23 protein-coding genes are annotated in these 26330 nt (G+C 59.5%); 13 read left to right on the top strand and 10 right to left on the bottom strand.

Annotated elements, in window-relative coordinates; translation table 11 throughout:
- Positions 1-179: 179 nt before the first annotated feature.
- From E0L29_RS07455 to E0L29_RS11685, 6 genes are all read left to right on the top strand, one after another.
- Positions 180-5135: a hypothetical protein gene (locus E0L29_RS07455; protein ID WP_207387762.1), complete on the top strand. Its 4956-nt coding sequence runs from the start codon at positions 180-182 to the stop codon at positions 5133-5135.
- Positions 5113-5865 carry an AVAST type 3 anti-phage proein Avs3b gene (gene avs3b / locus E0L29_RS07460; protein WP_207387763.1) on the top strand — a complete coding sequence of 251 codons (753 nt, stop codon included), beginning with the start codon at positions 5113-5115 and terminating at the stop codon, positions 5863-5865. The genes E0L29_RS07455 and avs3b overlap by 23 nt, the downstream gene beginning before the upstream one ends.
- 658 nt (positions 5866-6523) lie before the next feature.
- The gene (locus E0L29_RS07465; protein ID WP_165498855.1) at positions 6524-7354 is read left to right on the top strand and encodes a metallophosphoesterase; all 831 of its coding nucleotides are present in this window, start codon (positions 6524-6526) and stop codon (positions 7352-7354) included.
- Positions 7355-7426: 72 nt separating this feature from the next.
- The gene (locus tag E0L29_RS07470; protein WP_131357141.1) at positions 7427-8044 is read left to right on the top strand and encodes a hypothetical protein; all 618 of its coding nucleotides are present in this window, start codon (positions 7427-7429) and stop codon (positions 8042-8044) included.
- 75 nt (positions 8045-8119) lie between these two features.
- Positions 8120-9019 (top strand): alpha/beta hydrolase, encoded by a 900-nt coding sequence (locus E0L29_RS07475; protein WP_242664317.1) that lies wholly within the window; start codon positions 8120-8122, stop codon positions 9017-9019.
- 119 nt (positions 9020-9138) lie between these two features.
- The gene (locus E0L29_RS11685; protein ID WP_278248906.1) at positions 9139-9267 is read left to right on the top strand and encodes a hypothetical protein; all 129 of its coding nucleotides are present in this window, start codon (positions 9139-9141) and stop codon (positions 9265-9267) included.
- A gap of 9 nt (positions 9268-9276) precedes the next feature.
- Here the strand turns inward: E0L29_RS11685 and argH are convergent, their stop codons facing one another.
- From argH to argC, 7 genes are all read right to left on the bottom strand, one after another.
- Positions 9277-10662 (bottom strand): argininosuccinate lyase, encoded by a 1386-nt coding sequence (gene argH / locus E0L29_RS07480; protein WP_131357149.1) that lies wholly within the window; start codon positions 10660-10662, stop codon positions 9277-9279.
- Between the two features lie 97 nt (positions 10663-10759).
- Positions 10760-11962: an argininosuccinate synthase gene (locus tag E0L29_RS07485; RefSeq protein ID WP_131357152.1), complete on the bottom strand. Its 1203-nt coding sequence runs from the start codon at positions 11960-11962 to the stop codon at positions 10760-10762.
- Positions 11963-11980: 18 nt separating this feature from the next.
- Positions 11981-12427, bottom strand: a complete 447-nt coding sequence (locus tag E0L29_RS07490) for an arginine repressor (RefSeq protein WP_131357155.1) — start codon at positions 12425-12427, stop codon at positions 11981-11983.
- Positions 12428-12437: 10 nt separating this feature from the next.
- Positions 12438-13430: an ornithine carbamoyltransferase gene (argF, locus tag E0L29_RS07495; protein WP_131357158.1), complete on the bottom strand. Its 993-nt coding sequence runs from the start codon at positions 13428-13430 to the stop codon at positions 12438-12440.
- Positions 13431-13445: 15 nt separating this feature from the next.
- Positions 13446-14363: an acetylglutamate kinase gene (gene argB / locus E0L29_RS07500; RefSeq protein ID WP_131357162.1), complete on the bottom strand. Its 918-nt coding sequence runs from the start codon at positions 14361-14363 to the stop codon at positions 13446-13448.
- A gap of 32 nt (positions 14364-14395) precedes the next feature.
- Positions 14396-15604, bottom strand: a complete 1209-nt coding sequence (argJ, locus tag E0L29_RS07505) for a bifunctional glutamate N-acetyltransferase/amino-acid acetyltransferase ArgJ (RefSeq protein WP_131357501.1) — start codon at positions 15602-15604, stop codon at positions 14396-14398.
- Between the two features lie 112 nt (positions 15605-15716).
- Positions 15717-16745 carry an N-acetyl-gamma-glutamyl-phosphate reductase gene (argC, locus tag E0L29_RS07510; RefSeq protein ID WP_131357165.1) on the bottom strand — a complete coding sequence of 343 codons (1029 nt, stop codon included), beginning with the start codon at positions 16743-16745 and terminating at the stop codon, positions 15717-15719.
- Between the two features lie 203 nt (positions 16746-16948).
- On the opposite strand from argC, the gene E0L29_RS07515 reads away from it, so the two are divergent.
- The 4 genes from E0L29_RS07515 to E0L29_RS07530 are packed head-to-tail and all read left to right on the top strand — an operon-like array spanning position 16949 to position 21630.
- A complete protein-coding gene (locus E0L29_RS07515; protein ID WP_131357168.1) occupies positions 16949-17839 on the top strand; it encodes a substrate-binding domain-containing protein in 891 nt (296 codons plus the stop codon).
- The gene (locus E0L29_RS07520) at positions 17836-19110 is read left to right on the top strand and encodes a GGDEF domain-containing protein (RefSeq protein ID WP_131357171.1); all 1275 of its coding nucleotides are present in this window, start codon (positions 17836-17838) and stop codon (positions 19108-19110) included. Before E0L29_RS07515 ends, E0L29_RS07520 begins: the two co-directional genes overlap by 4 nt.
- Positions 19100-20359 (top strand): FtsX-like permease family protein, encoded by a 1260-nt coding sequence (locus tag E0L29_RS07525; RefSeq protein ID WP_131357174.1) that lies wholly within the window; start codon positions 19100-19102, stop codon positions 20357-20359. Before E0L29_RS07520 ends, E0L29_RS07525 begins: the two co-directional genes overlap by 11 nt.
- Entirely contained in the window at positions 20356-21630 is a 1275-nt protein-coding gene (locus tag E0L29_RS07530) for an ABC transporter permease (protein ID WP_242664318.1), read from the top strand. Before E0L29_RS07525 ends, E0L29_RS07530 begins: the two co-directional genes overlap by 4 nt.
- Here the strand turns inward: E0L29_RS07530 and E0L29_RS07535 are convergent.
- Together E0L29_RS07535 and E0L29_RS07540 are read right to left on the bottom strand one after the other, a co-directional pair.
- Complete coding sequence (locus tag E0L29_RS07535) at positions 21627-22622, bottom strand: GTP-binding protein (RefSeq protein ID WP_131357177.1); 996 nt, start codon at positions 22620-22622, stop codon at positions 21627-21629. The genes E0L29_RS07530 and E0L29_RS07535 overlap by 4 nt on opposite strands.
- Complete coding sequence (locus tag E0L29_RS07540) at positions 22616-23077, bottom strand: GNAT family N-acetyltransferase (RefSeq protein ID WP_131357181.1); 462 nt, start codon at positions 23075-23077, stop codon at positions 22616-22618. Before E0L29_RS07540 ends, E0L29_RS07535 begins: the two co-directional genes overlap by 7 nt.
- A 117-nt stretch (positions 23078-23194) precedes the next feature.
- On the opposite strand from E0L29_RS07540, the gene E0L29_RS07545 reads away from it, so the two are divergent.
- From E0L29_RS07545 to fetB, 3 genes are read left to right on the top strand one after another with little or no spacing between them, the layout of a single operon-like run.
- Positions 23195-23857, top strand: a complete 663-nt coding sequence (locus tag E0L29_RS07545) for a TMEM165/GDT1 family protein (protein WP_131357183.1) — start codon at positions 23195-23197, stop codon at positions 23855-23857.
- Positions 23858-23860: 3 nt separating this feature from the next.
- On the top strand, positions 23861-24532 hold the full coding sequence (locus E0L29_RS07550; RefSeq protein ID WP_131357186.1) for an ATP-binding cassette domain-containing protein: 672 nt from the start codon (positions 23861-23863) through the stop codon (positions 24530-24532).
- Positions 24529-25320, top strand: a complete 792-nt coding sequence (gene fetB / locus E0L29_RS07555; RefSeq protein WP_131357189.1) for an iron export ABC transporter permease subunit FetB — start codon at positions 24529-24531, stop codon at positions 25318-25320. Before E0L29_RS07550 ends, fetB begins: the two co-directional genes overlap by 4 nt.
- Before the next feature lie 110 nt (positions 25321-25430).
- Here the strand turns inward: fetB and htpX are convergent, their stop codons facing one another.
- Positions 25431-26309 (bottom strand): protease HtpX, encoded by an 879-nt coding sequence (gene htpX / locus E0L29_RS07560; RefSeq protein WP_131357192.1) that lies wholly within the window; start codon positions 26307-26309, stop codon positions 25431-25433.
- Positions 26310-26330: the final 21 nt, after the last annotated feature.

A 26330-nucleotide genomic window follows, 5' to 3' on the forward strand; every position in this document is an offset into this window, starting at 1 on the left:
GCCCGTGGGTTCCACAGCTTCGAAAGCTACCGAACCCGAATCCTGTTTTACTGCGGGAAGCTCGACATGGCAATCTGACAATGCAGTAGTTTGCCGAAGAGCGACCCACTAAATTCGACGAAGGGCCAGTTTTTCTATGCCGCTCGCATCGTCAGAACTATCTTGATCCACCAGTCAACGTGATCCGATGCGAACTGGCGCCGTTCAGCCGTGAGGAAACGGCCGCCCATCTCAAGCAGAGGTTCTCAGACGCAAGCGAACACGATATCGATGAATTCCATCGCCTGAGTTCTCATAACCCGCGCGTCCAGGCGCTCGCCCTGTCGCGTAATAATCTCCTTTCTGATACGTTGCGACTGCTTGGGCCCAATCCGACAACCGTCGAAGGCACGATTAAAAGCTTGTTGGAAGGCGCCATCGCGAAGCTGAAGGATAGCGTCGGCCTCTTTGAAAAAGCCCAGTTCGACAAAATTTGTGCTGGTCTGGCGATCCTCCGCCCTCTGATCCCGATTCCAATTTTGTCTCAAATGTCAGATGTTGATGAGCAGGCTATCAAAAGTTTTGCCATCGATTTAGGTCGACCGCTGCTCCTTGCCGGTGATACCATTCAATTTTTCGATGAACCTGCCGAGACGTGGTTTCGCAAGGAATTCAAGCCGCCGGCCGGTGCTATGGATGGGTTTATCGCGAATCTGATGCCGCTGGCAACGAAAAGCGCTTACGTGGCATCGGTGCTGCCACAGTTGATGCTGGAGGCTGGGAAATTTTCCGAGCTTGTGGAATTAGCCCTCACCTCAGCAGCACTTCCAGAAACGAGTCCGCTCGAAAAGCACGATGTTGAACTGCAACGTCTGCAAATTGCACTGAAAGCAGGGCTACGGTCGAAGCGCTATCTTGATGCAGCCAAGCTTGCTCTGAAAGCAGGCGGCGAGACGGCCGGTTACGATCGGCAAAGAACAATTCTGCAAGCCAACACTGATCTGGCGGCAACGTTTCTGGAAACCGACCTTATTCAGGAAATCGTCTCCCGACGGATATTTGGCTCAGGCTGGCTCGGTTCACATCATGCCTATGAAGCGGCCTTTCTGTCAGGTCGTCCGGAACTTGTCAGTGATGCACGAAGCCGTCTGCGCATGGCCGAGGAGTGGTTGCGCAATTGGAGCCGATTGACCCCCGACGAGCGTAAAAATGAAGAGATTTCGGACCAAGATATCGTTGAGCTGACACTTGCCAATGTCAACATTCACGGCCCCGCAAGTGGCGCACACAGCCTTGGGTTCTGGCGACCGCGAGAAGTGTCATTCCGCGTTGGCCGGTCCGTGGCGAGGCGTCTTATCGATCACGGGCGGATTCAGGATGTGGATACACTTGCCCTTGCTGCCGGGAACAATCTTTGGCTTGTGCTTGCTATCACCGTCGAACTCCGTGAGATTCAGCGGATACCGCCGGTCGAAGTTACGCACCGGGCCCTTCGACTTGTCTCCAGCAAGCGAGTGAATTTGATGAACGACCACGCATGGGATGATCAGGAAACAGCCCTCGGTTCGGTAACCGCACTGGTCGAAGCGGGGTTGCAACAGGCGGTATGCACTGCGGATGAGGCAGCGGCGGTGCTTACGCGTTATCTTCCGAGCGAGCCCCCTCGGGCGCTATCGTCGCGATTCACGAAGTCACGATTTCCGATACTTCAGGCGTATTGCTTGCGTGCGGCTTTACGGGGGCATGTACTGGACGTCCGCGACCTGGCCCATCCAGAGCTGCGGGCTGAGATAGACAAGAAAGCCCAGCATTCCACATCACGCGATCTCCATGAGTTTCAGGAAGACATTGGCGCCCTGCTTCCGTGGCATCAGCTTTCGGCGTCAGTTTTTCTCGGTCGTGTGTCGATAGCATTGCTGGACGACGAACTTAAAAGGACGTGCGAGGTGTCTAAGAGCGCGCGAAAAGCATACTATCTCGACGATTTCCACACATCAAACGAGATCGCTCTGCTGTGGTTGAACATTTTGCACCAACTCGACGCGGCGGATGAGTCAACATTGGCAGCCTTTTCGCAATGGAAGGACAGTCTGAGGAGGCAGCTCTTCACACCCACCCTGACCACTCTCGCGCGGTTATGCGGTCAGAAAGAAGCAACAAGGGCAGCAGCGCTCAAATTTGCTCTCGAAGCGTTTAATCTCACCAAGGAAGAACGATCCGATGCGGACAGCAAATCCGAAGGCTACATCGATGCAGCTCGCGCTATTCTTCTGGTGAGCAAGTCAGAAGCGGAAGCATATTTCAATGATGCAGTTGAGGTCGCGAGCAAGATTGGTGACGAGAATCTTTCACGCTGGGACGCCATTTTGGGCTTGGCGGATCGTGCCGCTCGTACTGACCGCCCCTCACCAGAGATCGCCTATCATTTTGCGCGCTGTGCCGAACTAACGTACGATTATGTCCGAGATAAGCACTTTGATTGGGAATCCACCATCGAGGCACTCTGTGGCCTTTGCCCGGCGTCATCCTTGGCGATACTGAGCCGTTGGCGAGACCGAAATTTCGGATACTCTGAACGGATACTCCCTGTGGCTATAAGGCGACTGATTCAATGCGGAAGCTTGGATGCACGCGACGCACTGCCCCTAATCGGTTTTCGTGCACACTGGACATACGACCGATTACTCGAAAGCGTGCTATCAAAGTATTCAACACAAGCCGATAAAGAGGCCGAGACCGCGCATCTTTATCGGTACATGCAATTCAACGAAGGAGATCTCTCTAGGTTCAAGGAAATTACTTCCAGGCATAACGTGACGATAGATGGCCTCGATGAGGTTATTGCCTTTAATGAGACAAAAAAGAGTGCAGGCAGACGAGAGAAATACGAACAGGTTGACGGCCCAAATTATGTGCTAGCCAAGTCCGCGCGGGATTGGGATGGCGTGTTTTCTGGCTGCAATCTGACCAATGCCGATGGCCTTTCACAAGCCTTTGCAGCATTCAAAAATACTGAGTCGCCGTGGGATCACGATCAGTTTTTCGAGGAAGCCATCGGGCGCGTGCCGGTTGGCTCTGAAGCAGCCTTCATTCAGGCCATTGGCAACGTTCCTGAATTAGGTCTTTACCATTTTCGGACTTTCTTGGAGCAGGTTCCGGATGCATGGAAAGACCGACCATCGACAACGCGCGCACTTGCTTTTACGCTCAAAGTTTTTTGTCGCCGCTACTGCATGGAAATTGCGAAAAACCGATACTATGAAGTGCTGCCCTTCAAGACGGCCGGCACCTTGGCGGGGATGAGTGAAGTCGAAATAGTCGATGTCGTGCTCGACGCCGTTGGAGAAGCACCCGACCTCGCGGATTCCAACCGACTCTTCTCGCTAGTTGGCCTAATTGCCATCAAGCTATCGGAAGACGAAGCACTGGAGGCTTTAAGCTTTGGCCTCGAACTCTTTACTCCGGTTTTGGAAGAAAAAGATGGGGATGGCCCATGGTCAAACGAGCTCTTGCCACCCACTGACGTTAAGGTTTCGCTGGCAGGTTACATCTGGGCGTCCATGGCAGCACCCGATGCCGTCATACGGTGGGAAGGCGCACATGTGGTTGTGGGACTTGTTGTCCTGGGACGACAAGATGTTCTCGGCCATGTTTTCAAGTTCGCTGCAGATAGGAAGAGCGGACCCTTTGCGGATGCGAGACTGCCTTTTTATATGCTACATGCGCGTCAATGGTTCCTAATTGGCATCGCACGCGCTGCAGTCGAATCTCCAGCGGTACTTACGCCTTTTGCGAACCAGCTTGTGGATTGGGCTTTGAATGACCAGCCTCACGTTCTGATCAGGCAGTTTTCCGCGCGAGCAGTGCTCACGCTCATTAATAATGGGGCTTTGGCAGACCGGGATAGTCTCAAGGATCGCCTTGACCACGTTAATGTATCACCACACTCTGTCGTTGAATCCAAATCCTTCGATCGCGTTCGTTATAAGAAAAAAGAGAAAACATATACCAACGAAGACGATCGTTTTTACTTTGGTATCGACATCGGACCATATTGGTACGAACCTCTGGGCCGTGTGTTCGCAATGTCACAAAACGAGGTCGAGTCAGAGGCGCTTAAAATAATCAGAAAGGACTTCGGTTACACAGCTAGCGGGCGATGGGATGAAGATGAGCGGAGCAGACGAAAGCTCTACGAAGACAATTACACCCGTCATTCCCACGGTTCGTATCCACGTGCCGACACGCTCCATTTTTATCTTGCTTATCATGCTATGATGGTCGTTGCCGGAAACCTATTGGCCAGTAAGCCTACGCATCGCGATTCGGTACATTGCGAAGAAGATGAATTCGCAGACTGGCTCGACCGTCACGATCTATCACGAAAGGATGGGCGTTGGCTTTGGGATCGACGCGATCCGACGCCGCAGGAACGCTCCGTTTGGCAGGATCGAAAGGAGGATGGCGACGCATATAGGAGTATCGCAGCAGAAGATTTCGACGAGGTGCTCAAGGCCACCAATATGATTAACGTTTGGGGATACTGGACAGCTGCTGATTCCGAGAATGAGCAATCGACCCGTATCTACAGTGCGTTAGTGTCGCCCGATAAGTCGCTCTCGCTTCTCAGAGCACTCGGCACGGCTAAGAGCTTTTATGATTACGCGATACCGAGAGCGGGAAGTGATATGGAGATAGATAAGTTCGGTTTTTCGCTTAAGGGTTGGATAGTCGACAATAATGGAAACCAGGGATTGGATGGTCTTGATCGTTGGGCCGGGGGGATCAGTTTCCCTCCAGCGATGCCCGCGCGTCAAATCATTGATGTGATGGGGCTCGAAACCGACTCGGATCGCAGACTTTGGAAAGATAGAGGGAAATCAGTTGTCATGGTATCCCAGGTATGGGGTCATTACGATGAGGCCAAGCACTACGAAAGCAGAAATCCGGAATGCGGAAGTCGTCTTCAAGGCTCGTTGGGCTTATTAACCTCGATGTTGGCCAAACTCGATCGTGATCTGATTATTGAAGTGCAGATTGAGCGCCGTCGACGATATCAACCATACAAAAGCGGTGTTAATGATAACAAAAATCGAATTCCTACGAAAGCCAGACTCTACCTCCTCGGAGCAGATGGACAGTTTCGCACACTCTGAACGCATTTTGGCTTTAGGCCGCAAACTGGTAGAGGAACTTGGGATAGAGCCATCAGTGGATACCCTTGACCGTTGGATGGCGCATTATATCGCCGATCTTATCGTCAAGGCGGAAAACGCAACGGACGAAGAGAAGAGTTTGGCCGAACAGAATTGTTTCGAAGCGATTATGGTGCTTTGGAAACATCGTGCAGAATTGCCAAATGGTAAACGTCCTTTTGAAAATTTAGAACCAGTCATTCGCGCTATCGAAAGTCTCGATCCGGAAAATGAAACTCCTCGCTACTTTCGTTCATCCCGCTGGCCAAACGAGAAAAACACGGAACAATCTGAAGCGGATAGTTGGCTTGCCATGGTAGACGGGCTTGATTACTCGGCGAAGGTACTTATCGGGTATTGTCTGTCTGAAGCAGCACGGGCTGCAGTGGACAAGTCCGTGGAGTGGGTCAAACTCGCAGATGCCGCAGAGGCTGAACAAGGTGTCCCGGAAATCGTGATCCGTTTCGTTTCGAGTAATGCGGATCTCGGAAAGGATCTCTACCCCAATGCCGATGTTCGGCGGCGACAGCAAGAAAAAATTAAACGGTTAGAAGGCTTCATGAAGCTGGCCGAGTCAGTTGCATCCGATTTGAAAGCTAAGCTCGAATCCTTCCCACTTCCTGAAGAAGACGTTGATATTACTGCTGAGACGTTGTCCAAGTCCGAACCCAAAGATCCGGGGGACATCTGATGAGTTTGTTCATCGAATCGAGCGTAGAAAAGGCTGCTCTCGCCGGGTTGGAAAGCATGTAGTGGACCCCGATTTTCAGACAGTTGATTAAGGTGGTAACTTGTTCAATAAACCTTCCTGTTGATGCATAACAACATCAGTCACCCGACCCGACCTTGGGGGATTGGATTCGGCAGTAGTTTCGTCGGGCGGGTGATGATGAGCGCTCAGTATCTGATGACTCTTTTTATGTAATGATTGTTGTATAATATTAGTTATGTAAAGCTAATATATTAGTAATCCCTCAAAACATAGGCCCAGCCTCGCCATCCAGACCACCCGCAGAGTCCGTATATCTTAATCCGAAACGATATCGACATGATTCCCGCGCTGGTTCCTTCGATGAACACGTTTTCCGTTCACCTTTCTACTCGTCATTTACCACTCTCTCTTACCTTGTCCTCGCGTATTTCGCTTGAATTACTTGGGGTCATTTTGTACATTTTAGGTAACAAAACCCGTTAAGGCTATGCGCGCAAGCGTGCCCTCAAACTGGCGGGTTTTTTTATGCTGGATTATATGGCCTCCCCCTTCACAAAGCAGCCCAAAACCTGGGAAGATCACATATCCCTTCTTGAGAGTCGAGGAATGGTTTTTGGCGATCCCTACACTCTCAGCCATGAAATCTAACATCCGCTCCTTCGCCGGACTTCTGTTGATCACTGTCCTGTTGGTAGTTCTAGGAATGGCTTTTTTTATTGAGCCCGCCCGCATGGAGGTGACCTACCATGATATGCGTCATCAATCTGATGATCAGGGTTTACGACTTGTTCAACTTTCTGACCTCCACCTCCAAGCCGTCGGAAAGCATGAAAAGGCACTGGTGAACCAAGTGAAGGAATTGCGGCCTGATCTGGTGGTCTTGACTGGTGACATGATTGATCGTGCTGACGCGTTACCGTTGCTGCAAGCGTTTGTGGAAGATCTTGGTCCGATTCCCCTGATTGCAGTCCCCGGCAACTGGGAGCATTGGAGCGATGTGGACTTCTCGGAATTGCGCGCCGCCATTGAGAATCGGCAGGGAAACCGACTCCTTGTCAACGGACAGTCATCATTCACGAAAGGAAAGCGCACAATTCAGCTGATAGGCCTTGATGACTTCACCGGCGGGAACCCTGACCTGGAGCTGTTGGAGCGAACCGGGTCCTTGCACAGGGAAAACGTAGCCACAACCGTCCTGTTGCAACATTCGCCCGGATTTTTCGACTTGCCGGAAGTACCCCGACTTATGGGATCAGGTCGATTTCCCTTATGCCTGTCTGGACACACCCATGGAGGACAAATTACGATTGGGAGGTGGGCACCGTTTACTCCAGGAGGAAGCGGTCATTTTGTAGCTGGTTTCTACGATATCCCCGGTAGCAGACTCTACGTGTCCAGAGGGATAGGAATGTCAATCATTGCTGCCCGCCTAGGTTCACGCCCTGAAATTGCCGTGTTCGATCTTTAATGGTCGGGCACCGACCGTATCCTACCACCACGCATTCCCATTAAAATCAGCGGAGCGCCGAAAAAGTTTGGAGTGATAATTTTTCTGGCTGTTATTGTTTTTCCGACCATGGTCATGGCTCGCCACACAGTTAAGATAGGGAACACCCTGGATGTCAAGATGGTGACAGCCGTACAAACGGCTTGTATTCCGACAGGGGATGATATTTTCGGCGGGAACTTTGATGTTAAAAAGATGATAGACATTGCTTCAAGTGGAGGGCTTCACAAGGGGGCGGTCCAGACACACATTGCCGGTCCCCATGGCGATAACACATATGAAACCCCCTCGCACTGTTTGACGGCTTTCGGTAAAGAGCCTGCCTTCTGGACGGTGGCCGTGGCCTTTTACAAGGACGGGTCATTGTATGTCGGGCGGATGCCTTCGGGGCGTCTCCCCTATATGCCGGTGCATCACCTTAACAATTTCAGTGTCAGAAAAGTTGGTAACAGTTATCGTTTTGTCTGCGTTGACAGCCACTGCGGCGGGGGGATTCTTGCTGGGGAAAGGGGGATTCCTGCCGGGGAAATCAAAGAGGTTGCCAACATGGCCCAGGCAAAGATTCTGTGGAGCATATACACGGGCGATATGGGCGGAGCATTGAATGATCACTTAGCAGAAGTGAAGCCCCATCGCCCATCTTTCTGGTAGGGTATAGGACAGGGGTCACGAAAAAACTACTGCTTAAATCATCTCCTCGGGGAAAAAATGAATCAACAGGAATTAATGCCCGTGATCATTGCTGATCCGGTTACCGTCGAGACCAAGGCCGGTATGATTGAATATTCATTGGCTGGATCTGATGGCCCGGTCGTCATGGTCATCCACGGTGGTCTCGGCGGGCATGACCAGGCCATGGCGATTGCCGCCCGATGGATCGACACATCGAAGTATCGCATTCTTTGCCCTTCGCGCCCCGGATACCTCGGCACGCCCCTCGAGAGCGGCCGCACGATGGAGGAGCAGGCGGATCTTCTGGCCGCGCTTCTCGACACCCTTGGTATCGGGAAGGTCTCGGTCGTCAGCGCATCGGCAGGAGGGCCTCCGGGGTATTTCTTCGCCATGCGCCATCCCGACCGGATTTCGGCACTCGTCGCCATCGACGCGGTCAGCGGATTCTACGAGCTTCCCGAAAAGGTCGGTCCGGTCGCTGAAGCCCTCTTTCTCAACAGCCTTGGCCAGAAAATCACCAACCTGATGGAAAAGGTGAGCCCGGCCTCCTTCCTGAAGCAGCTGTTCATGAGCGAGGCTTACTACACCAAGTCTCAGATGAACGAGCAGGTTGCTTCCGCCATGCAGGATCCCCGCCAGCTCGAGTTCGTGCACGCCTTCATGCAGACGATGTTCCCGTACCATACGAGAAAAGAGGGGACGGAGAACGACGTGGCGGTGTTCGCCACCTACACGCGCATCCCGCTCGGTGCCATCAACTGCCCGACGCTCGTCGTGCACGGGACGCACGACGCCGACGTGAAGTTCTGGGACGGGGTCTACGCCTACGAAAGCATCGAGGGGGCCCGGCGCCACTGGATCGAGTACGGCTCACACCTCGGGTTCTGGGTCAGCCCCGGAGCGGCAGAGGCGCAGGCTGTGGCTGCCGGGTTCCTAGAGCGCCACGCCGGATGAAGAGCCTCATGAATGGCGCACGTGCGCTATTAAGAAATGATAGTAAGGAATGATAAGAACCTGTTATGGATTCTCTCTTTGACAGCATAAAGCGCGGGTTGGAGGAAGCCGTTGCCTGCATGCAGGGGTGTGAGGACGGCGCAAGGGTACACCGTTACTCCTCAAAGAGCCTGCCGGGCGGCAGGCTCGAAACTGACTGGGACTCCGGATCCCTGCAGGAAGAATCGAGCGAAGAGTCGCTCGATTGACCCGGTCCTTCAGCCGAGCAGCTCCCTAGCCTCCCTGATCTGCCGTTCGACCGACTCGAACGAGCAGCTTCCGTGCGACTTTTTCGAAGTGATGCTCGCCTCCGGCGTCAGCGCCGCGAATATTCCCTCGTCGAATACCTCCGAGAACTCCCTGAACCGCTTGAGCGGGATGTCGGGCAGGGGAGTCCGGTTCTCGATGCTCCAGCTCACGATCTTTCCCGTGATGCGGTGGGCGTCGCGGAACGGCACGTCCTTCCTCACGAGGTACTCGGCGATCTCGGTGGCCAGGCTCAAATCCTTTTTCGTGAGCTCGCCCAGCCGCTCCTCCTTCAGGCGGGTGTGCTGCAGCATGCGGTTGAAGAGCGTTACGCAGGAGATGGCCGTTTCGGCACTGTCGAAGAGCGGCGGCTTGTCTTCCTGCATGTCGCGGTTGTAGGAGAGGGGGAGCCCCTTCATGATGGTGAGCATCGCCATGAGGTCGCCGTAGACCCTGCCGGTCTTGCCTCTTATCAGCTCGGCGATGTCGGCGTTCTTCTTCTGCGGCATGATGGACGATCCGGTCGAGAAGGCGTCGCTGATCTCCAGGTAGCCGAATTCGTACGAACTCCAGAGGATGATGTCCTCCGAGAAGCGCGAGAGGTGCATCATGATGATGGAGCAGCAGGAGATGAATTCAATCAGGATGTCACGGTCGCTGACGGCGTCGATGCTGTTCGAGAAGATCTCGGTGAAGCCCAGCAGCTCGGCCGTTCTTTCGACGTTCAGCGGCAGGGTGCTGCCTGAAAAGGCTGCCGCCCCGAGCGGGGAGACGTCCACGCGCATCGAAAGATCGAGCAGGCGATCGGTGTCGCGGTCGAACATGTTGAAGTAAGCCAGGTAGTAGTGGCCGGCAGAGATCGGCTGCGCCCGCTGCAGGTGGGTATAGCCGAAGATGATGGAGTCCTTGTAGGTCTCGGCTTTTTCGACAAGGGTTTCGAGGAGGTCGTTGAGCGCCACCTGAAGCTCATCGATACGCTCCCGCATGTAGAGGCGGGTGTCGGTCGCCACCTGGTCGTTGCGGCTCCGCCCGCTGTGGAGCTTGCCGGCGACTGCGCCGATCTTCTCCTTCAGGCGGTTCTCGATCACCGTATGGATGTCCTCGTCCTCCCAGTGGGGGACGAGCGAGCCCTCTTCGAGCTCACGCTCGATCTCCTTCAGCCCCGTGCATATGGCGCGCGCCTCCTCCTCGCCGATGATTCCTTCCTCGCCGAGCATCGTCGCATGGGCGATGGATCCGCGGATGTCCTCGCGGAAGAGCTTGCCGTCGACGTGGACCGACGAGGAAAACTTCAGTGCGTCGCGGTCGAAGGGCTCGTTGAATCGGCTCGCCCAGAGGAGTTCTTTCTTGTTGCTCATCGTTGCGGCTGTTTGCGGGTGGGAAAAGGATGAATGAGGAAACGCATGCGCCCCCAAAGCGGGGGCATATGCGTCATGGAATACGGAACGGCGAAGCTTACTTCGAGGAGTGGACCTCGCTGTAGGTCTTCAGGCCGAGGCCGTAGATCTGGATGAACCCTTCGGCGGCCTTGTGGTCGAAGGAGTCCGCCTCGGTGTAGGTGGCCAGCGCCTCGTTGTAGAGCGAGTAGGGGGACTGGCGGCCGAGGAGGGAGACCGACCCCTTCAGGAGCTTCAGGCGGACCATGCCGGTGACAGGCTTCTGGGTATCGTCGACGAACGCGTCGAGGGCGGTGCGCATCGGCGAGAACCAGGTTCCGTTGTAGATGATGTTGGCGTAGTCCTGGGCGATGTGGCGCTTGTACTGGAAGACGCTCTTCTCGAGGGTGAGGCGCTCGAGCTCGCGGTGCGCGAAGTGCAGGATGGTGGCCGCCGGCGCTTCGTAGATCTCGCGGGACTTGATGCCGACGACGCGGTTCTCGATCATGTCGAGGCGTCCGATGCCGTTTTTCGCTCCGAGCACGTTCAGGCGCTCGATGATCTCCAGGCCCGACGTCTTCTTTCCGTCGACCGATACGGGAACGCCCTTTTCGAACTCGATCTCGACGACGGTTGCCTCGTTCGGGGCACTTTCGGGAGACGTGGTGATCTGGTAGGCGTCCTCGGGAGGAGCGACCATCGGGTCTTCCAGCACGCCGCATTCGATGCTGATGCCCCAGATGTTCTCGTCGATGGAGTAGGGGCTTTTCTTCGTGGCTGAAACCGGGATGTTGTGCTTGATGGCATAATCCATTTCAGACTCGCGCGAGGTGAACTCCCACTCGCGGAGCGGAGCGAGCACCCTGAGGTGCGGGGCGAGAGAGGCGAAGGTGACCTCGAAGCGGACCTGGTCGTTGCCCTTGCCGGTGCAGCCGTGGGCGAGCATGGTGCAGTCCTCCTCGAGTGCGACGTCGACGAGCGCCTTGGCGAGCAGCGGTCGGCCGAGCGCGGTGGCCAGCGGGTAGACGTCCTCGTAGAGGGCACCGGCCTTCAGCGCGCGCCAGATGTACTCTTCGACGAACGGCTTTTTCAGGTCGACGAAATGGAAGCCGCTTGCGCCGGTGGCCTTCGCTTTGGACTCGAGGTTCTCGATCTCCTTCTGCTGCCCGAGGTTGCCGGTGATGGCGACGATCTCGGCATCGTACTTGTCCTTCAGCCACTTGATCATGACCGAAGTGTCAAGTCCGCCCGAATAGGCGAGCGCAATTTTTTCTCTCTGCATCGTAGTGTGTGGAGTTAATCAGTTTGTGGAAAGATTTTTCTGAATATAGGACATCAGCACCGAAATATTCTCTACTGAATCGGGAATTACGAGCACCGTGTCGTCGCCGGCGATGGTGCCGAGGATGAGCGGGCTCCTGAACTGGTCGAGCCAGGATCCCACACCGTGCGCGCGGCCGGGAAGGGTGCGCACGATCACCGAGGTTTCGTTCGAGGCGACCGAGGTCACCTCCATTCCGACCAGTCCCTTGATGATCCGTCCGGTGCTTTCGTCGCCGAAGAGCAGGCGGTAGCCGGCATGGGTCTTCGAGCGGACGATGCCGAGCTCGGCGCAGTCGCGCGAGAGCGTCGCCTGCGCCACCTTGATGCCGGACTCGCGAAGGAGACGGAGCAGGTCGTGCTGGTTGCCGACGCCCTCCTGCTGGATGATCTCGCGGATCCGCTGCTGGCGTGTGTGCTTGTTCATCGCTCTGTTCTCAGGACTTGAGGTTCCTCGCGGCGTTCTGCAGGCGGTGCGTAAGGTGGAACTTGCGGTACTCGTCATGGTTGAGCAGCTTGACGAGCAGGGCCTTCTGCACGTGCAGGCGGTTCTCGGCCTCGTCGATGATGATGGCCTGCGGCCCGTCCATCACGCCGGCCGAGATCTCCTCGCCGCGGTGCGCCGGCATGCAGTGCATGACGACGGCGGAGGGACTTGCCACGGCAAGCATGGCCTCGTTGATCTGGAACGGGGCGAACGCCCTGAGCCGCTCCTTCTGCTCCTCCTCCTGGCCCATGCTGGTCCAGACGTCGGTGTAGAGGACATCGGCGTCCCTGGCAGCCTCCATGGGGTCGTGCAGGATCTCGATCCTGCTGATGCCACGTTTCCGGGCGGCCTCGAGCAGGCCCTCGTCCGGCGTGTACCCTTCAGGGCAGGCCAGGACGAAATGGAAGGGGAGGATGCCTGCAAGCTCGATCCATGAGTTGGCCACGTTGTTGCCGTCGCCGACGAAGACCACCTTGATGCCCTCCCGCCAGAGACCCTTTTCGTAGAGGGTGAACGCGTCCGCCAGGATCTGGCAGGGGTGGGAGAGGTCGGTCAGGGCGTTGACGACGGGGATCGTGGCGCTCGCGGCGAGCTCCTCGATCACCGAGTGTTCGTGAAGACGGGCGACGATGGCGTCGTTGTAGCGCGAGAGGAGGAGGCCGATATCCTCCACGGACTCGCGCGACCCAACGCCGATGGATTTTCCGTCCAGGTTGATGGCGTAGCCGCCGAGCTCGTGGATCCCGAGCTCGAAGGAGACCCGTGTCCTGAGGGAGGGCTTGTTGAAGATCATGGCTACGGTCTTTCCCTCGAGCGGGCGGAAGCTGCGGGCGGATTGGCGCCGTGCCTTCTTGATGAAGAGCGAGTAGTCGAAGAGTTCTATGATCTTGGCTGCGTCGAGCGGCTCGAAGCCGAGGAAATCGCGTTTATCGTTGGTTTTCATGGTGCCTTCTGTTGGTTAAGGGTTGGCGCTTTCGACCTCTTCGGTAATGAACTGGGTGCCGACGCCCTCATGGGTGAATATTTCAAGAAGAAGCGAGTGGACGGACTTTCCGTCGATGATGTGGATCTTCCGGACCCCTCCGTCGAGCGTCAGGAAGCCGGAGAGCACCTTCGGGATCATTCCTCCGGTGATGACGCCCTGCTCGATGAAGTCGGCGGCCTCGGTTTTGCAGATGGTCTTCAGGATCCGCTCGCCGACCTTGATGCCGGCAACATCGCTGACATAGATCAGCTTTTCGGCCTTCAGGGCGATGGCGATGCTGCTGGCGGCGTCGTCGGCGTTGATGTTGTAGATCTTCCCCTCTTCGTCGAAGCCGATCGGTGCGATGACGGGGATGAGCCCGGCATTGCAGAGCAGGTCGATGTAAGCCGTATTGATCGATTTGATTTCCCCGACCAGGCCGAGCGTACCGGCCTCACGGCACGGCATTGCCTTGATGGTGTCGGCGTCGAGGCCGGTTACGCCGACCGCCTTGCCCCCGTGCTCGCTGATGAGGCGGACGATGTCCTGGTTGACCTTGCCGGCGAGCGTCATCTGGACGACCGAGATCATCTCGCTGTCGGTGACCCGCTTGCCGTGCACGAAGGTGGATTCGATGCCGAGCTTTTCAGCGGTTTTCGTGATGGCATCGCCGCCCCCGTGCACGAGCACGACCTGGATGCCGACCTTGCGCAGGAGCGTGACGTTCTGGGCGAACGAGTTCTTCAGGCATTCGTCCTTCATGGCCGATCCGCCGTACTTGATGACGAAGGTCTTCCCTTCGAACTGGCGGATGTAGGGCAGGGCTTCGATGAGCACCTGGCCGATGGCCGTCTTGGGAGCCTTGCGGGCCGGGCGGAGGTCGCAGCAGGAGAGTGGATCGTTCTGTTTCAATAGCGTGCGTTGAAGGGGTTGAAGAAAGGAGGTCAGCTCCGGTAGCTGCCGTTGATGTCGACGTACTCCTTGCTGAGGTCGCAGGTCCATACCCGCGCCGAGGCGCTGCCGGCTCCGAGCCGAAGGGTGAGGGCGTAGGAGGGGCGGTGGAGGATCGCCGCCGCTTCCTCTTCGGAGAAGTCGGCCCTGAGTCCTTTGCGCAGGATCGGCAGCTCTTCGAAAAAGAGCTCGAGGTCCTCTTCGCGGAAGCGTGCGCCGGAACGGCCCGCTGCGGCGATGATGCGGCCCCAGTTGGCGTCCTCTCCGTGCAGGGCGGTCTTGACGAGGTTCGAGGTGGCGATGGTGCGCGCCGCCATGGCGGCCTCCTCCTCGGTTGCGGCATCCCGGACGTTGATTTCGACGAGTTTGGTGGCCCCTTCGCCGTCGATGACGATGAGCCGCGCAAGAAAGCCCATGAGCGACTCGAGCGCGAGGGTGAAGCGCTCGAGATCTCCGCTTCCGGCTTCGATCGAAGGACCGGTGCCGCCGGCCATGATGACGGCCATGTCGTTGGTGCTCGTGTCGCCGTCGACCGTGATGGCGTTGAAGCTGCTGCTGTTGGCACGGCGGAGGGCCTCCTGCAGCAGTTCATGCCCGATCGACGCGTCGGTCGCCATGAAGGCCAGCATGGTGGCCATGTTCGGGGCGATCATGCCGGATCCTTTCGCGATGCCCGAGATCCGGGCGGTGCCATGGGAGAGGGCGACGTCGAGCGAGAAGAATTTCGGGAAGGTGTCGGTGGTCATGATGGCTTCGGCGGACTCGATGCCGGACTCCTTCTGCAGTCCGGCCGGCAGGGCTTCGATGCCCGCTGCCACCTTGTCCATCGGCAGCAGCTGGCCGATGACGCCGGTCGAGGAGACAAGGACCTCACGCGCTTCGATCCCGAGCGCCCGGGCCGTTTCGCGTGCCATGGTTTCGGCGTCTTTCATTCCCTCTTCTCCGGTCGCCGCGTTGGCGTTGCCGCTGTTGCAGACGATGGCCCGCATCGCGCCGCCGGCCGATTCGAGATGGCGCCGAGAAAGAACGACCGGAGCCGCAGAGCAGAGGTTGGTGGTGAAGACGCCGGCGGTGGCGGCAGCCGTGTCGGAGAGCATGAGGAACATGTCGCTCCTTCCGGAATACTTGATGCCGGCGGAAGCGGCGGAGGTGACGAATCCCTCGGGCCAGAACCCGGCGGATGCCTCTTCAGGTGAACCCATGGGCCGTACCCCTTCCGGCCATGCGGTCTCGGCGGCGTGGCGGAAGATGGTCTCCAGGGCTTTCTCTCTTTTTTTCAACGGGGTCGTCTTCTGGTTGTTGGTTGCGGTTGGTTCAGAGGCCGGAGGTTTGGTCTATGCCGAGCATGATGTTCATGTTCTCGACGGCCTGGCCCGCGGCACCCTTCAAAAGGTTGTCGATGGTCGAGACGACAGTGAGCGTCCCGTCTTCGCCGGCGTATGCCGGAAAGACGTCGCAGTAGTTGGTATGGGCGACATGGCGCACCTCCGGCATCTGGCGGCGCACCCTGGTGAACGGGGCGTCACGGTAGAACGCCTCGTAGGCGGCGGCTGCGTCGGCCTGCGCGACGGGTTTTTCAAGCTTCACCGTCAGGGTTGCGTAGATGCCGCGGACGAGCGGGCCGATGAGAGGCGTGAAGCTGAAATCGAACGAAGGGTTCGTCGCCGAGGTGCCGAGCGCCTGCATGATCTCCGGGGTATGCTGGTGCATGCCGACCTTGTAGGCACGGATGTTCCCGCCCATTTCGGCAAACGAGAGTTCGGTCTTCGAGCTGCGGCCCGCCCCAGAGAGTCCCGACATGGCCGCGCAGGCGACCGAACGCACCTTCGGCAGGGGCGAAGCGGCGTCGAAGAGGGGGGCGAGGCCGAGGATGATGGCGGTGGCGTAGCAGCCGGGGTTGCTGAGGGCGCGCGATGCGGCGATCTCCTTCCTCGAGAGTTCCGGCATGGCGTAGGTCATGACCGCGTCCGCAGGCTTTTTTCCCCCGTAGAAGCGTTCGTGTTCGGCCGTGTCGCGCAGGCGGAAGTCTCCGGAGAGGTCGACCACCATCCTGCCGGCGGCCTGCAGGCGCGGGACGATGGCGTGGGCCTCGCCGTGGGGGAGGGCCAGGAAGTAGATGTCGCTCAGGGTTTCCCCTTCGTAGGTGTGGTAGGTCATGTCGCATCCGGTTGCGGGGTAGAGCGACATGGCCGATTTCCCCGCCTGCGAAAAGGCATAAAGGCGTTCCAGCCGGACGGCGGGGTGGCGGAGAATCAGGCGGGTCAGCTCGGCGCCGGAGTATCCTGACGCGCCGATGATCGAGACGCCGGGCAGCTTTTCGGCTCCGGGTGCGGATTCGTGCATGCGGAAATAACGGTTAGCTATGAATAAATATCCACCAAAGCGCATATATACGGCTTTTCCCATCTATTTTCAAACCCTGTTCCGCATTTTTCCAATCCGCCTGCATCTCCCGTCGATTTTTATGGCAAGAGGCTTTTTCTCAGTATCTTACCACAGTCGGCCGGTACCGCTGCCGTATCCCTGAACCGTCGTTGTGGATAACCATGCATCCGTTACGCTCACTTCCCCTCTTCCTCCTTCCCCTGGCACTCCTCCTCTCCGCCTGCTCCGGGGAGCGGCATTCGCCCGAAAGTCCGACCCGCGGCGTGATGCGCCTGGCCGTGGACCCCGGATACGAAGGCCCTGCGGCAACCGAGGCAGGGCTCTTCAGCCGCTATTATCCCGAAGCCCGGGCCAGCGTAGTCACGGCAGAGAGTCTTTCGGCGCCCGCCATGCTCGCAAGAGGGGAGTGCGACGCCGCCCTTTCCCTGCTTCGTCCCGATGTGGCGCCGGAAACGAAAGGCTCGCGGTTCCGGGTCGAACCGGTCGGCCGGGACGCCGTGGTGTGTCTTGTCAATGCCCATAGCCCTCTCCGCCGCCTCTCGGTCTCCGAGCTGAAGGCCCTTTTCGGTGGAGAACGAAGCGGGGTTCTTCCGCTGATAGCCGAAGGGGATGTCGTAATGCGCGCGTTGCTCGAGGGCGGGGGAGCGCATGGCGGCTGGCGCCTCCGGGCTTACGGTGCGCCCGACAGGGCCGCGTTGCTTCGCCGTATCGAGGCGGACGCCGGTGCGGCAGGTCTCATGCTCCGTTCGGCCTACCTTTCGGCGAAAGAATCCGGGCTCGTCGGTTCCGGCGTGCGCATGCTCCCCATTTCCGCTGATGGCGATACGGGAGGTCCCCGCATGCCGGACGCCGAAAATATCCTTGAGGGAAGCTATCCCTTTGTCGTTGAGGTTTGGTATATATACATACCCGGCGATGCGCTTCCGGCGGGATTCGGTTCATGGTTCTCAGGCCAGGGCCAGAAAGCGCTCGAGCATGGCCCGCTCGTTCCCTGGAGGCGGCTGGAGCGAACCATCATTCTTTCGGCGCAACCATCGTCCGACCCCTTATGAAAGACCTGCTTAGCCACAGGAAGCGCTCTCCGCTCCTCGTCATCATCCTGGCCGGCGTGATCGGCATCCTCGTCGTCATCGCCGGCACCACCGGATTCATCCTCTTCCAGAGTCGCGTTCTCGACGAGGTCGAAAAGAAGGAGGAGTGCTATTTCAATCTTGTGGAGTTCAAGGCGAAGGTCGGCGGCGCCGGCATGGAGCATCCCGAAACGGCCGCAACGGGCCCTGCGGAACGTTCCCTTCAGCTCCGGACGGAGGAGCGGGACCGGATCCTCCGCTTCATGTACGACCGGCTGGTCGGGCAGATGGAGGAGGCCTGCCTGAAGCATGTTCCCGTCATTCCCGTGCCCACGGTAGCCAACAGCGAACTGGTGGGCATCCAGCTCGATTCCGCAATCGAGCGGGTGAAAGCCGAAGCGAGGGAGTCGATGGAGCGCCTGGTGCTGTTCAACCACCTCTTCCTTTTTTTCATCCTGGCGCTGCTGCTCACGCTCAACATCGTCGCCGGCTGGGTGCTCCACTACAACTACCGCCTGACGCTCATCCCGCTCGGCCAGCTCGTCGAACAGCTCAAGCTCGTCAACCGCGACATTCCCGAAAGCATCCACGATACGGCCGAGGAGATGAAGAAAGAGCTGACGAGCTCGGCCCATTCCCGGGACATCACCCAGATCACCGAATCCATCATGAACTTCTGCGGTGACCTCGAGGCGAAAAACAAGAAGCTCGACGAGATCTTCATCAAGGATGAAAAGACCGGCCTCTACAACTACCGTCATTTCAAGGAACACCTCATCATCGACGTCGAGCGGGCCAAGCGCTTCCATTCGCGCGTCTCGCTGGCCATGATCGACATCGACCATTTCAAGCAGTACAACGACGCCCACGGCCACATTGCCGGGGACCAGGTCCTGGAGATCCTCGCCGGAATCATCCGCGAGGAGAGCCGCAGCTCGGACATCCCTTCGCGTTTCGGCGGCGAGGAGTTCGCCATCCTTTTCCCCCGAACCGACCAGGAGACCGCGCTGGAGATCTCCGAACGGCTCCGCAAGATCATCAGCGCGACGCCGGTACCGCATGAGCACCACCAGCCCTCCGGGCAGCTGACCGTCAGCATCGGCATCGCGAGCTATCCCGACGACGCCCCCGACTGGTACACCCTCATCAACAACGCCGACCGTGCGCTCTACGAGGCCAAGAACCGGGGCCGGAACAGCGTCGTCGCCTACAGCTCCCTGAACCTGCAGCCAGGCTCTGCCGATGAAGCCTGAGCTCTATATCGCCGGTCGGTTCGCCTTCAAGCAGCGCTCGTCGACACGGCCGACCTTCATCATCCTCATCGCCGTCATCGGCATCGCGGTCGGGACCGCAGCCCTCATCCTCACGCTCTCGGTCGTGAAAGGGTTCTCCTCGAGCATCGAGGGGAAGCTGATCGGTTTCAGCTCGCACATGCAGTTCCGCCAGCCCGACAGCCGCCCCTTCAGGGAACGAAGGGGGGATATGCAGGCCATACTTCGCGACCCCGAGAGCATGTCCGGGGGAGCCTTCCTTGAAAAGAACCTCATTCTCCGCTACCAGCCACCTTCCGCTTCAGCAGCGGGCAAGGGCAGCCCGGTGATGCTGAAGGGTGTCGAGAGCGGTGAGCTCGAGCGCTTCCTCGGCCGGTACCGTCGGGGGGAAGGGCGGGACGCCCCTGTCGGGGAGGGGACGATCGGAATCTACGTCGGCAGCACCCTGGCCGGAAATCTCGGCCTGCAGCCCGGGTCACGGGTGCTGCTTGCCGGCGTCGACGGATCCGCCTCGGTCGGGGAGATGGACGGCCTCGTCGGGCTTCTCTCTTCGCTCGAGCTGGAGGTGGGCACCGTCCGTGGCGTCTACGATACCGGACTCCAGGAGGGATTCGACGATTTCATGCTCATCGCCGACCTCCATTCGATGCAGGCCTTGTTCGCTCCCGGCATGGTCACCGGCTATGAAGCGAGGGTGCGCCATCCCGGGGAGCTGGCGGAAACCGTGCCGAGGATCGTCTCGGCGCTCGGCTATCCGTTCTACGGCTACAGCGTCTTCGAGCGTTACGCCAACCTCTTCGAATGGCTCCGCCTCCAGCAGAACCTCATGCCGCTGCTCATCCTCACCATCACGGTCGTGGCGGTTTTCAACATCATCTCGACGCTCCTTGTCCTGATCATCGAGAAAACCCGGGAGATCGGCATGCTTTCCGCACTCGGCCTCGAACCCGGGCGCATCAGCCGGGTGTTCATGGCGCAGGCCTTCCTGACCGCTTTCGGGGGCATTCTTCTCGGCAACATCCTGGCGCTCGGGCTGACGCTTTTCGAACTCCGTTTCCATCTCATCACGCTGCCCGAAAAGAGCTACTTCATCAAGTACGTCCCGCTCCGGCTCGATCCGTCGGACTACCTCCTGGTATCGCTCGCCGTCATGGCGGTGACGATGCTGTTCGCGTTCATTCCGGCCCGCATCGCCTCCTCCCTCAAGCCCGCCACCGCCCTCGGAACATGATGAAGCGACGACCCGCACTGCCACGGCCCGCGCTCTGGATCGCCGGCCGGTTCAGTTTCGCCCGCAAGCGTTTCCGGGTGATCAACATCATTTCGGCCATCAGCCTAGCCGGCATCGTCATCGGCGTCAGTACGCTCCTGGTGGTGATGAGTGTCCTCAACGGGTTCCAGAAACTGGCCGAAGAGATGTTCCTCACCCTCGACAGCCCCGTTCAGATCGTCGCCGCCGAAGGGCGCACGATGCCTTTCGACGAGCGCCTGCTCGATTCCGTCCTGCGCCTTCCCTCCGTTGCGTCGGCCGAGCCTTTCAGCGAGGGCGACGCCATCCTGGCCGTCGGCCGCCAAAGTGAACTGGTGCGGGTGAAGGGGATCACCCCCTCGGCAGAAAAGCGCCTGCGCAACATCACCGGGGCCGGCGTTCCGTACTTTTTTGAAAACGGCGTGTCGCTCGGCGAGCTGCTCGCCTACCGCACGAGGGTGCTGCCCGGCGAGAGGGTGAGGCTCTTCAGTCCGGAGCTGGTTTCGCTCGGCCTGCACTCGCTCTCACAGCCCTACCTTCTCGCGGCGCTGCGCATTCCCGAGCCGACGGTTGCCTCCTTCTTCAACCTTCAGAAACTCTTCGACGACCGCTACGTCGTGGCTTCGAGGGAGCTGGCCTCCGCTGTTCTCCTCATCGGAAAAGGGGAGTGTTCAGGTATCGACGTTCGGGCGCAGGAGGGCGTTCCGCACGAACGGCTCCACCGGGAACTTTCGGTCTGGCTCGAGAGCCGTCCCGATGCTTCCGCCATGCGCCTGCGCACGCTCGAGAGCCGCTACCGCGACATCTTCGCCGTCATGGTGCTTGAGAAGTGGGTGAGTTTCGGGGTGCTGATGCTGATCGTCCTCGTCGCCTCGCTGAGCCTCACCGGAGCGCTTGCCATGACGGCCATCGACAAGCAGGAGGATTTGTTCTCGCTTCGCTGCCTCGGCATGGAGGGCGGCAGGCTCGAGGCCATCTTCATGCTTCAGGGAGCGTTGACCGGCATTGCCGGAGCCCTTATCGGCTCAGGGCTCGCCTGGGTAATCTCTTCACTCCAGGAGCGGTTCGGCCTGGTGCAGCTCCCATCGAAAAGCGCCTTCGTCATCGACGCGTATCCGGTCCACATGGTTCCGTCGGATTTCCTCGTGGTGGGGCTCTCTTCGATCGCGCTTTCGCTTCTCGTCAGCATCTTTCCCGCCAGGAAAGCCTCAAGATCTGCCGAAGAACGCACGCGCGACCTCATGAGCAGCTAGCATCGCGCCATGGCGGCCTTCAGCCTGCGCTCGAGTTCGGCGGCCGCAATCCTGCTGTCGTCGATGATCTCGAGGCGGCTGCATGCAGAAGGGGGAACATCCGTGATGGCGAGTTCTCCCGATACGCCGTTGAAGGCACGCCACCCTTCACGGCACTGCATGACGCCTTTCACCCGCCGGACACGGAGGGATCCGAAGAGCTCCCCGAGCGCTCCGGCCTCGAACAGGAAATCCCGCCCGATCCGCCAACCGGCCGTATGGAGTCCCTCCGAGCCTCCTTCCAGCAAGAGCCACCCGCCAGGGAGGCCGGGCCCCGCCTCAAGCGCGGGTGCCGGTGCGCAGCCACGGGTGTGGCGATGGGCCTCCGGATGCTCGCCCTGGCGCCCGGGGATGCGCGGAAGCTCGAGCAGGTCGAGGCCGACACGGCCGAACGGAGCCTCCCGCACGACGCTCTTGGGTGGAGCGGCTGCGGCAGCGAACTCGAAGAGTGCCTCCCGATCGGCCTCTTCCGAGAGGTCCGGCTTGCACTGGAGCAGCACGTCGGCAAGGCGCAGCTGGTCGATGAAGGCCGGGTGGGCCATATGGCGCTTGCTTCGGAGGTTGCGGGCGTCGACGAGGCAGAGTACGGCCCGCAGGTCGAGCAGGTCGCGGTAGAACCCTTCCGTGAGGGTCCTGATCACCTGCAGCGGATGGGCGATGCCGGTCGGCTCGATCAGGATCCGCTGCGGGCGACTGTCCCGCACGAGGCGGTTGAGGGCGGTTTCGAAGGCAATGCCGGCCGTGCAGCAGAGGCATCCGCCCGGAACCTCCCGGACAGTTGCGTTTCTTCCGGCGGCGGCAAGCGAGCCGTCCACCCCGATGCGGCCGAATTCGTTCACGATGACACCCCAGCGCTCGCCTTCGGGCTTGTGGCTGAGCAGGTGGTTGATGGCCGTCGTCTTTCCGGAGCCGAGAAAGCCGGTAAGGATGGTTGTCGGGATGTGGTTCAGCAAGGCAGGGGGGCGAGTTTGCGGAACACGGCCATCGACGAGCGGAGGAAGCCTTTCGAGCGGTAGAGGGCGTGGGCCGCCAGGTTGTCGCCGTCGGTGAGGAGGGTGATGCGCCCGACGTCCTCGCGGGCGGCGGTTTCGAGCGCATGATCGAGGAGCGCGGAGCCGATTCCCCGGCGCCGGAAGCGGGGGTCGACCACCATGTCTTCGAGGAGTGCAACCTTTTGGCCGAGAACGGTGCTTACGGTAGAGAGCAGGATGAGCATGCCGGCGATCGATCCGTCAAGTTCGGCGACGAAGACCCTTCCGCTTTCCGGGCGCTCGAGGATCATCTCCAGGCCGCGGCGCTGTTTTTGGGTGTCGGCTGCGAACTCCTTCTCCAGGGAGAAGAGCTCGGTGAGGAGTTCGCTGCAGGCCTCGATGTCCCGGGGTTCTGCGGTGCGGATGAGCGGGTCCATGGCGCTGGCGGCATGAGTTTTTGTTTGGCTGGAGTTTCCAGCCCAATATAACTTCTTTGAGTTTGTGTTATTTTGCCGGGTGCATTTTTTTCCGCCAACCCATCAATTCCCCCCAAGATGGACGCTTTCTGGCTTTCGCTTGTGATGATCTTCCTTGCCGAACTCGGTGACAAGACCCAGCTCGTGGCCCTCACGCTCGCCACCTGCTACAACACCTGGACGGTGCTCTGGGGGATCTTCTGGGCCACCCTCCTGATCCATGTCTTCTCCGCCGCCGTCGGCTGGTTCATGGGGGATCTGCTTCCGGTCGACTGGATCCGGTTCGGAGCCGGCCTTGCCTTCGTCGCCTTCGGATTCTGGACGCTGAGGGGCGACAGTATCGACGATGAGGAGGGCGCTTCCTGCAAAAGAACCATCAGGCCGTTCTGGCTGGTGTTCGCAACCTTCTTCATGGCCGAACTCGGCGACAAGACCATGCTCTCCACCGTGACCCTGGCCGCAACCGCTCCGTTCGTTCCCGTCTGGCTCGGTTCCACCGTCGGCATGGTGCTTTCCGACGCCCTGGCCATCGTCGCCGGGCGCATGCTCGGCAAGCAGCTGCCCGAGAAGGCCGTCGGCATAGGAGCCGCCGTGATCTTCTTCCTGTTCGGCCTCTACACCATGTACGAAGGCGGGGCATCATTTCCTCCCGCCGTCTGGGCGGCTGCCCTTGCGCTGATCGCCGCGTTCGGATGGCTTTTCATCGGCAGCTCTCTTCTCAACGGCCGCAAAGGGACGTAAGGAATGGCTGCGATCCTTGAAATCCGCGATCTCACCTTCACCCACGAGGGCGCTTCCGAGCCGCTCTTCCGGGAGCTTTCGCTCTCGGTGGAGGAGGGGCAGCATATCCTTCTGAAAGGCCCCTCAGGATCCGGAAAGTCGAGCCTCCTGCGTCTCATCTGCCGTCTGGCGGCCCCGGATTCCGGGATCATACGCTACCGCGGAACGCCGGTCTCGGAGATGCCGCCGGCGACGCTGCGCAGCAGGGTGGCCTATGTGGCCCAGATTCCGAGGATGGTGGACGGCACGCTCGAGGAGAACCTCCTCCTTCCGTTCGCCTTCGCCTCCAATGCCCGGCGCTCCGCTCCGGATCGGGCCCTACTCGAGCGGATGCTCGACGAGTTCTATCTCGGCGGCATCGGACTGGACCGTCCCGCCATGAAGCTCTCCACCGGCCAACAGCAGCGCGTCGCCCTCCTGCGTACGCTTCTGCTCGAGCCGGACCTCTTGCTCCTCGACGAGCCGACCTCCGCGCTCGATCCGGAAAGCGCCGCAATGGTCTTCTCCATCATGGAGCGGCTCAACAGGGAGAAGGGGAAAACCCTCCTTACCGTAACGCACAGCGACTATCGGCCAGAAGGGCCGCAGGTCGCACTCTACCGTATCGAGAACCGCACCCTCAGCCTGCAGCCATGACGACCTCCGCCATCATCGACATCTCGACGGGCCAGCTCCTGCTCGCGCTCGTCTTCATCCTCACGGCCCAGCTCTCCTCCTTCGTCTTCAGGCTCGGGCTGCACCGCGACATCGCCGTCGGCACCCTGCGCACCTTCGCGCAGCTCTTCCTCATGGGCTACGTTTTGACCTACATCCTCCATTCCGACAGCTTCTGGCTGGTCGTCGGGGTGTTTGCCGTCATGGTCACCTCCGCCGTCTTCATCGTCAAGGGACGGGTGAACGAAAAGCAGGTGCCGTACCTCCTGCCGACCTTCATCACCATGCTGCTGAGCTACTTCACCACAGCGGTGTTCGTCTCTGCTCTCATCATCGGCAGCGCGCCGTGGTGGGAGCCGCGTTACTTCATTCCCGCCGGCGGCATGGTCATCGGCAACTCGATGTCGGCGCTGGCGATCTCGATCGAGCGTTTCTTCCGGGAGCTCCGCCAGCAGCGCGAGACGGTGGAGATGAAGCTCTGTCTGGGGGCGGACTACCGCGAAGCCAGCGCGGATATCTTCCGCGGTGCCGTCAAGGCCGGCATGATTCCTTCGATCAACGCGATGATGGGGGTGGGGCTGGTCTTCATTCCGGGGATGATGTCGGGCCAGATCCTGGCCGGCGCCGATCCGCAGGTGGCCATCCGCTACCAGATCGTCGTGATGCTGATGCTGGTAGGCTCGACGGCGGTGAGCTCGGTCGCCGTGATGCTCCTCATCCGCCGGCGCTGTTTCGGCAGCGGGGAGGAGCCCCTGCTGAGCCCGGAGTAGGCGGCCGACCGCTCCTTTCGCCCTTCGCCTGATTTCCAATACAAAAGCCCTGCGGATCGCAGGGCTTAAGTCCTTGTTGCAGGACGGGGCGATTTATGCCACCCCGGGGCTCAGCGGACTCTCGACTCGAGTGCGGCGATGCGCGATTCGATCGATGGATGGCTGCTGAAGAGCGCCATCATCCGGCCGCCGGAAATGCCGCTTGCCGCAAGCTCTTTGGGCAGCTCGCCGGCCTGGAGTCCTCCGAGTGAGCGCAGGGCCTCGATCATCGGCCGCCCGTCCCCCATGAGCGATGCGGCCCCCGCATCGGCCCGGAATTCCCGCTTGCGCGAAAAGTACATGACGACGGTGCTGGCCAGGATGCCGAAGACGATCTCGAAGGCGATGCTGGCGATCCAGTAGCCGATGCCGGGGCCGGAGGACTCCTCTTCGTCACTGCGCAGGAAGCTGTCGACGGCGTAGCCGAAAACGCGGGCCAGGAAGATGACGAAGGTGTTGACGACGCCCTGGATGAGGGTGAGGGTGACCATGTCGCCGTTCTGGACATGGGCGACCTCATGGGCCAGCACCGCCTCGACCTGCCGGCGGTCCATGCCCTGCAGAAGGCCGGTCGAGACGGCCACAAGGGACTTCGAGCGGCTGGGGCCGGTGGCGAAGGCGTTCGGCGCCCCTTCGTAGATTGCCACCTCCGGCATGGGGAGCTCGGCTTTTTTCGCGAGCTGCCGCACGGTGTTCAGCAGCCATGACTCCTCTTCGCCGGAGGGGCGCTCGATGACACGGGCCCCCGTGCTCCATTTGGCCATGGTTTTGGACATCAATAGGGAGATGAACGCGCCGCCGAAACCGATCAGGGCGGCAAATGCCAGCAGCATGCCGAGATCGAGTCCGTTGGCGGTCAGGAAGCGGTCGACGCCGAGCAGGCGGGCGCTGAAGGAGAGCACCAGGATGACGCCGAGGTTGGTCAGAAGAAACAGGAATACGCGTTTCATATATGGTCGTTCGTTTGGTTG

It is taken from the genome of Chlorobium sp. N1 (assembly GCF_004332115.1).
Lineage (GTDB): Bacteria > Bacteroidota > Chlorobiia > Chlorobiales > Chlorobiaceae > Chlorobium.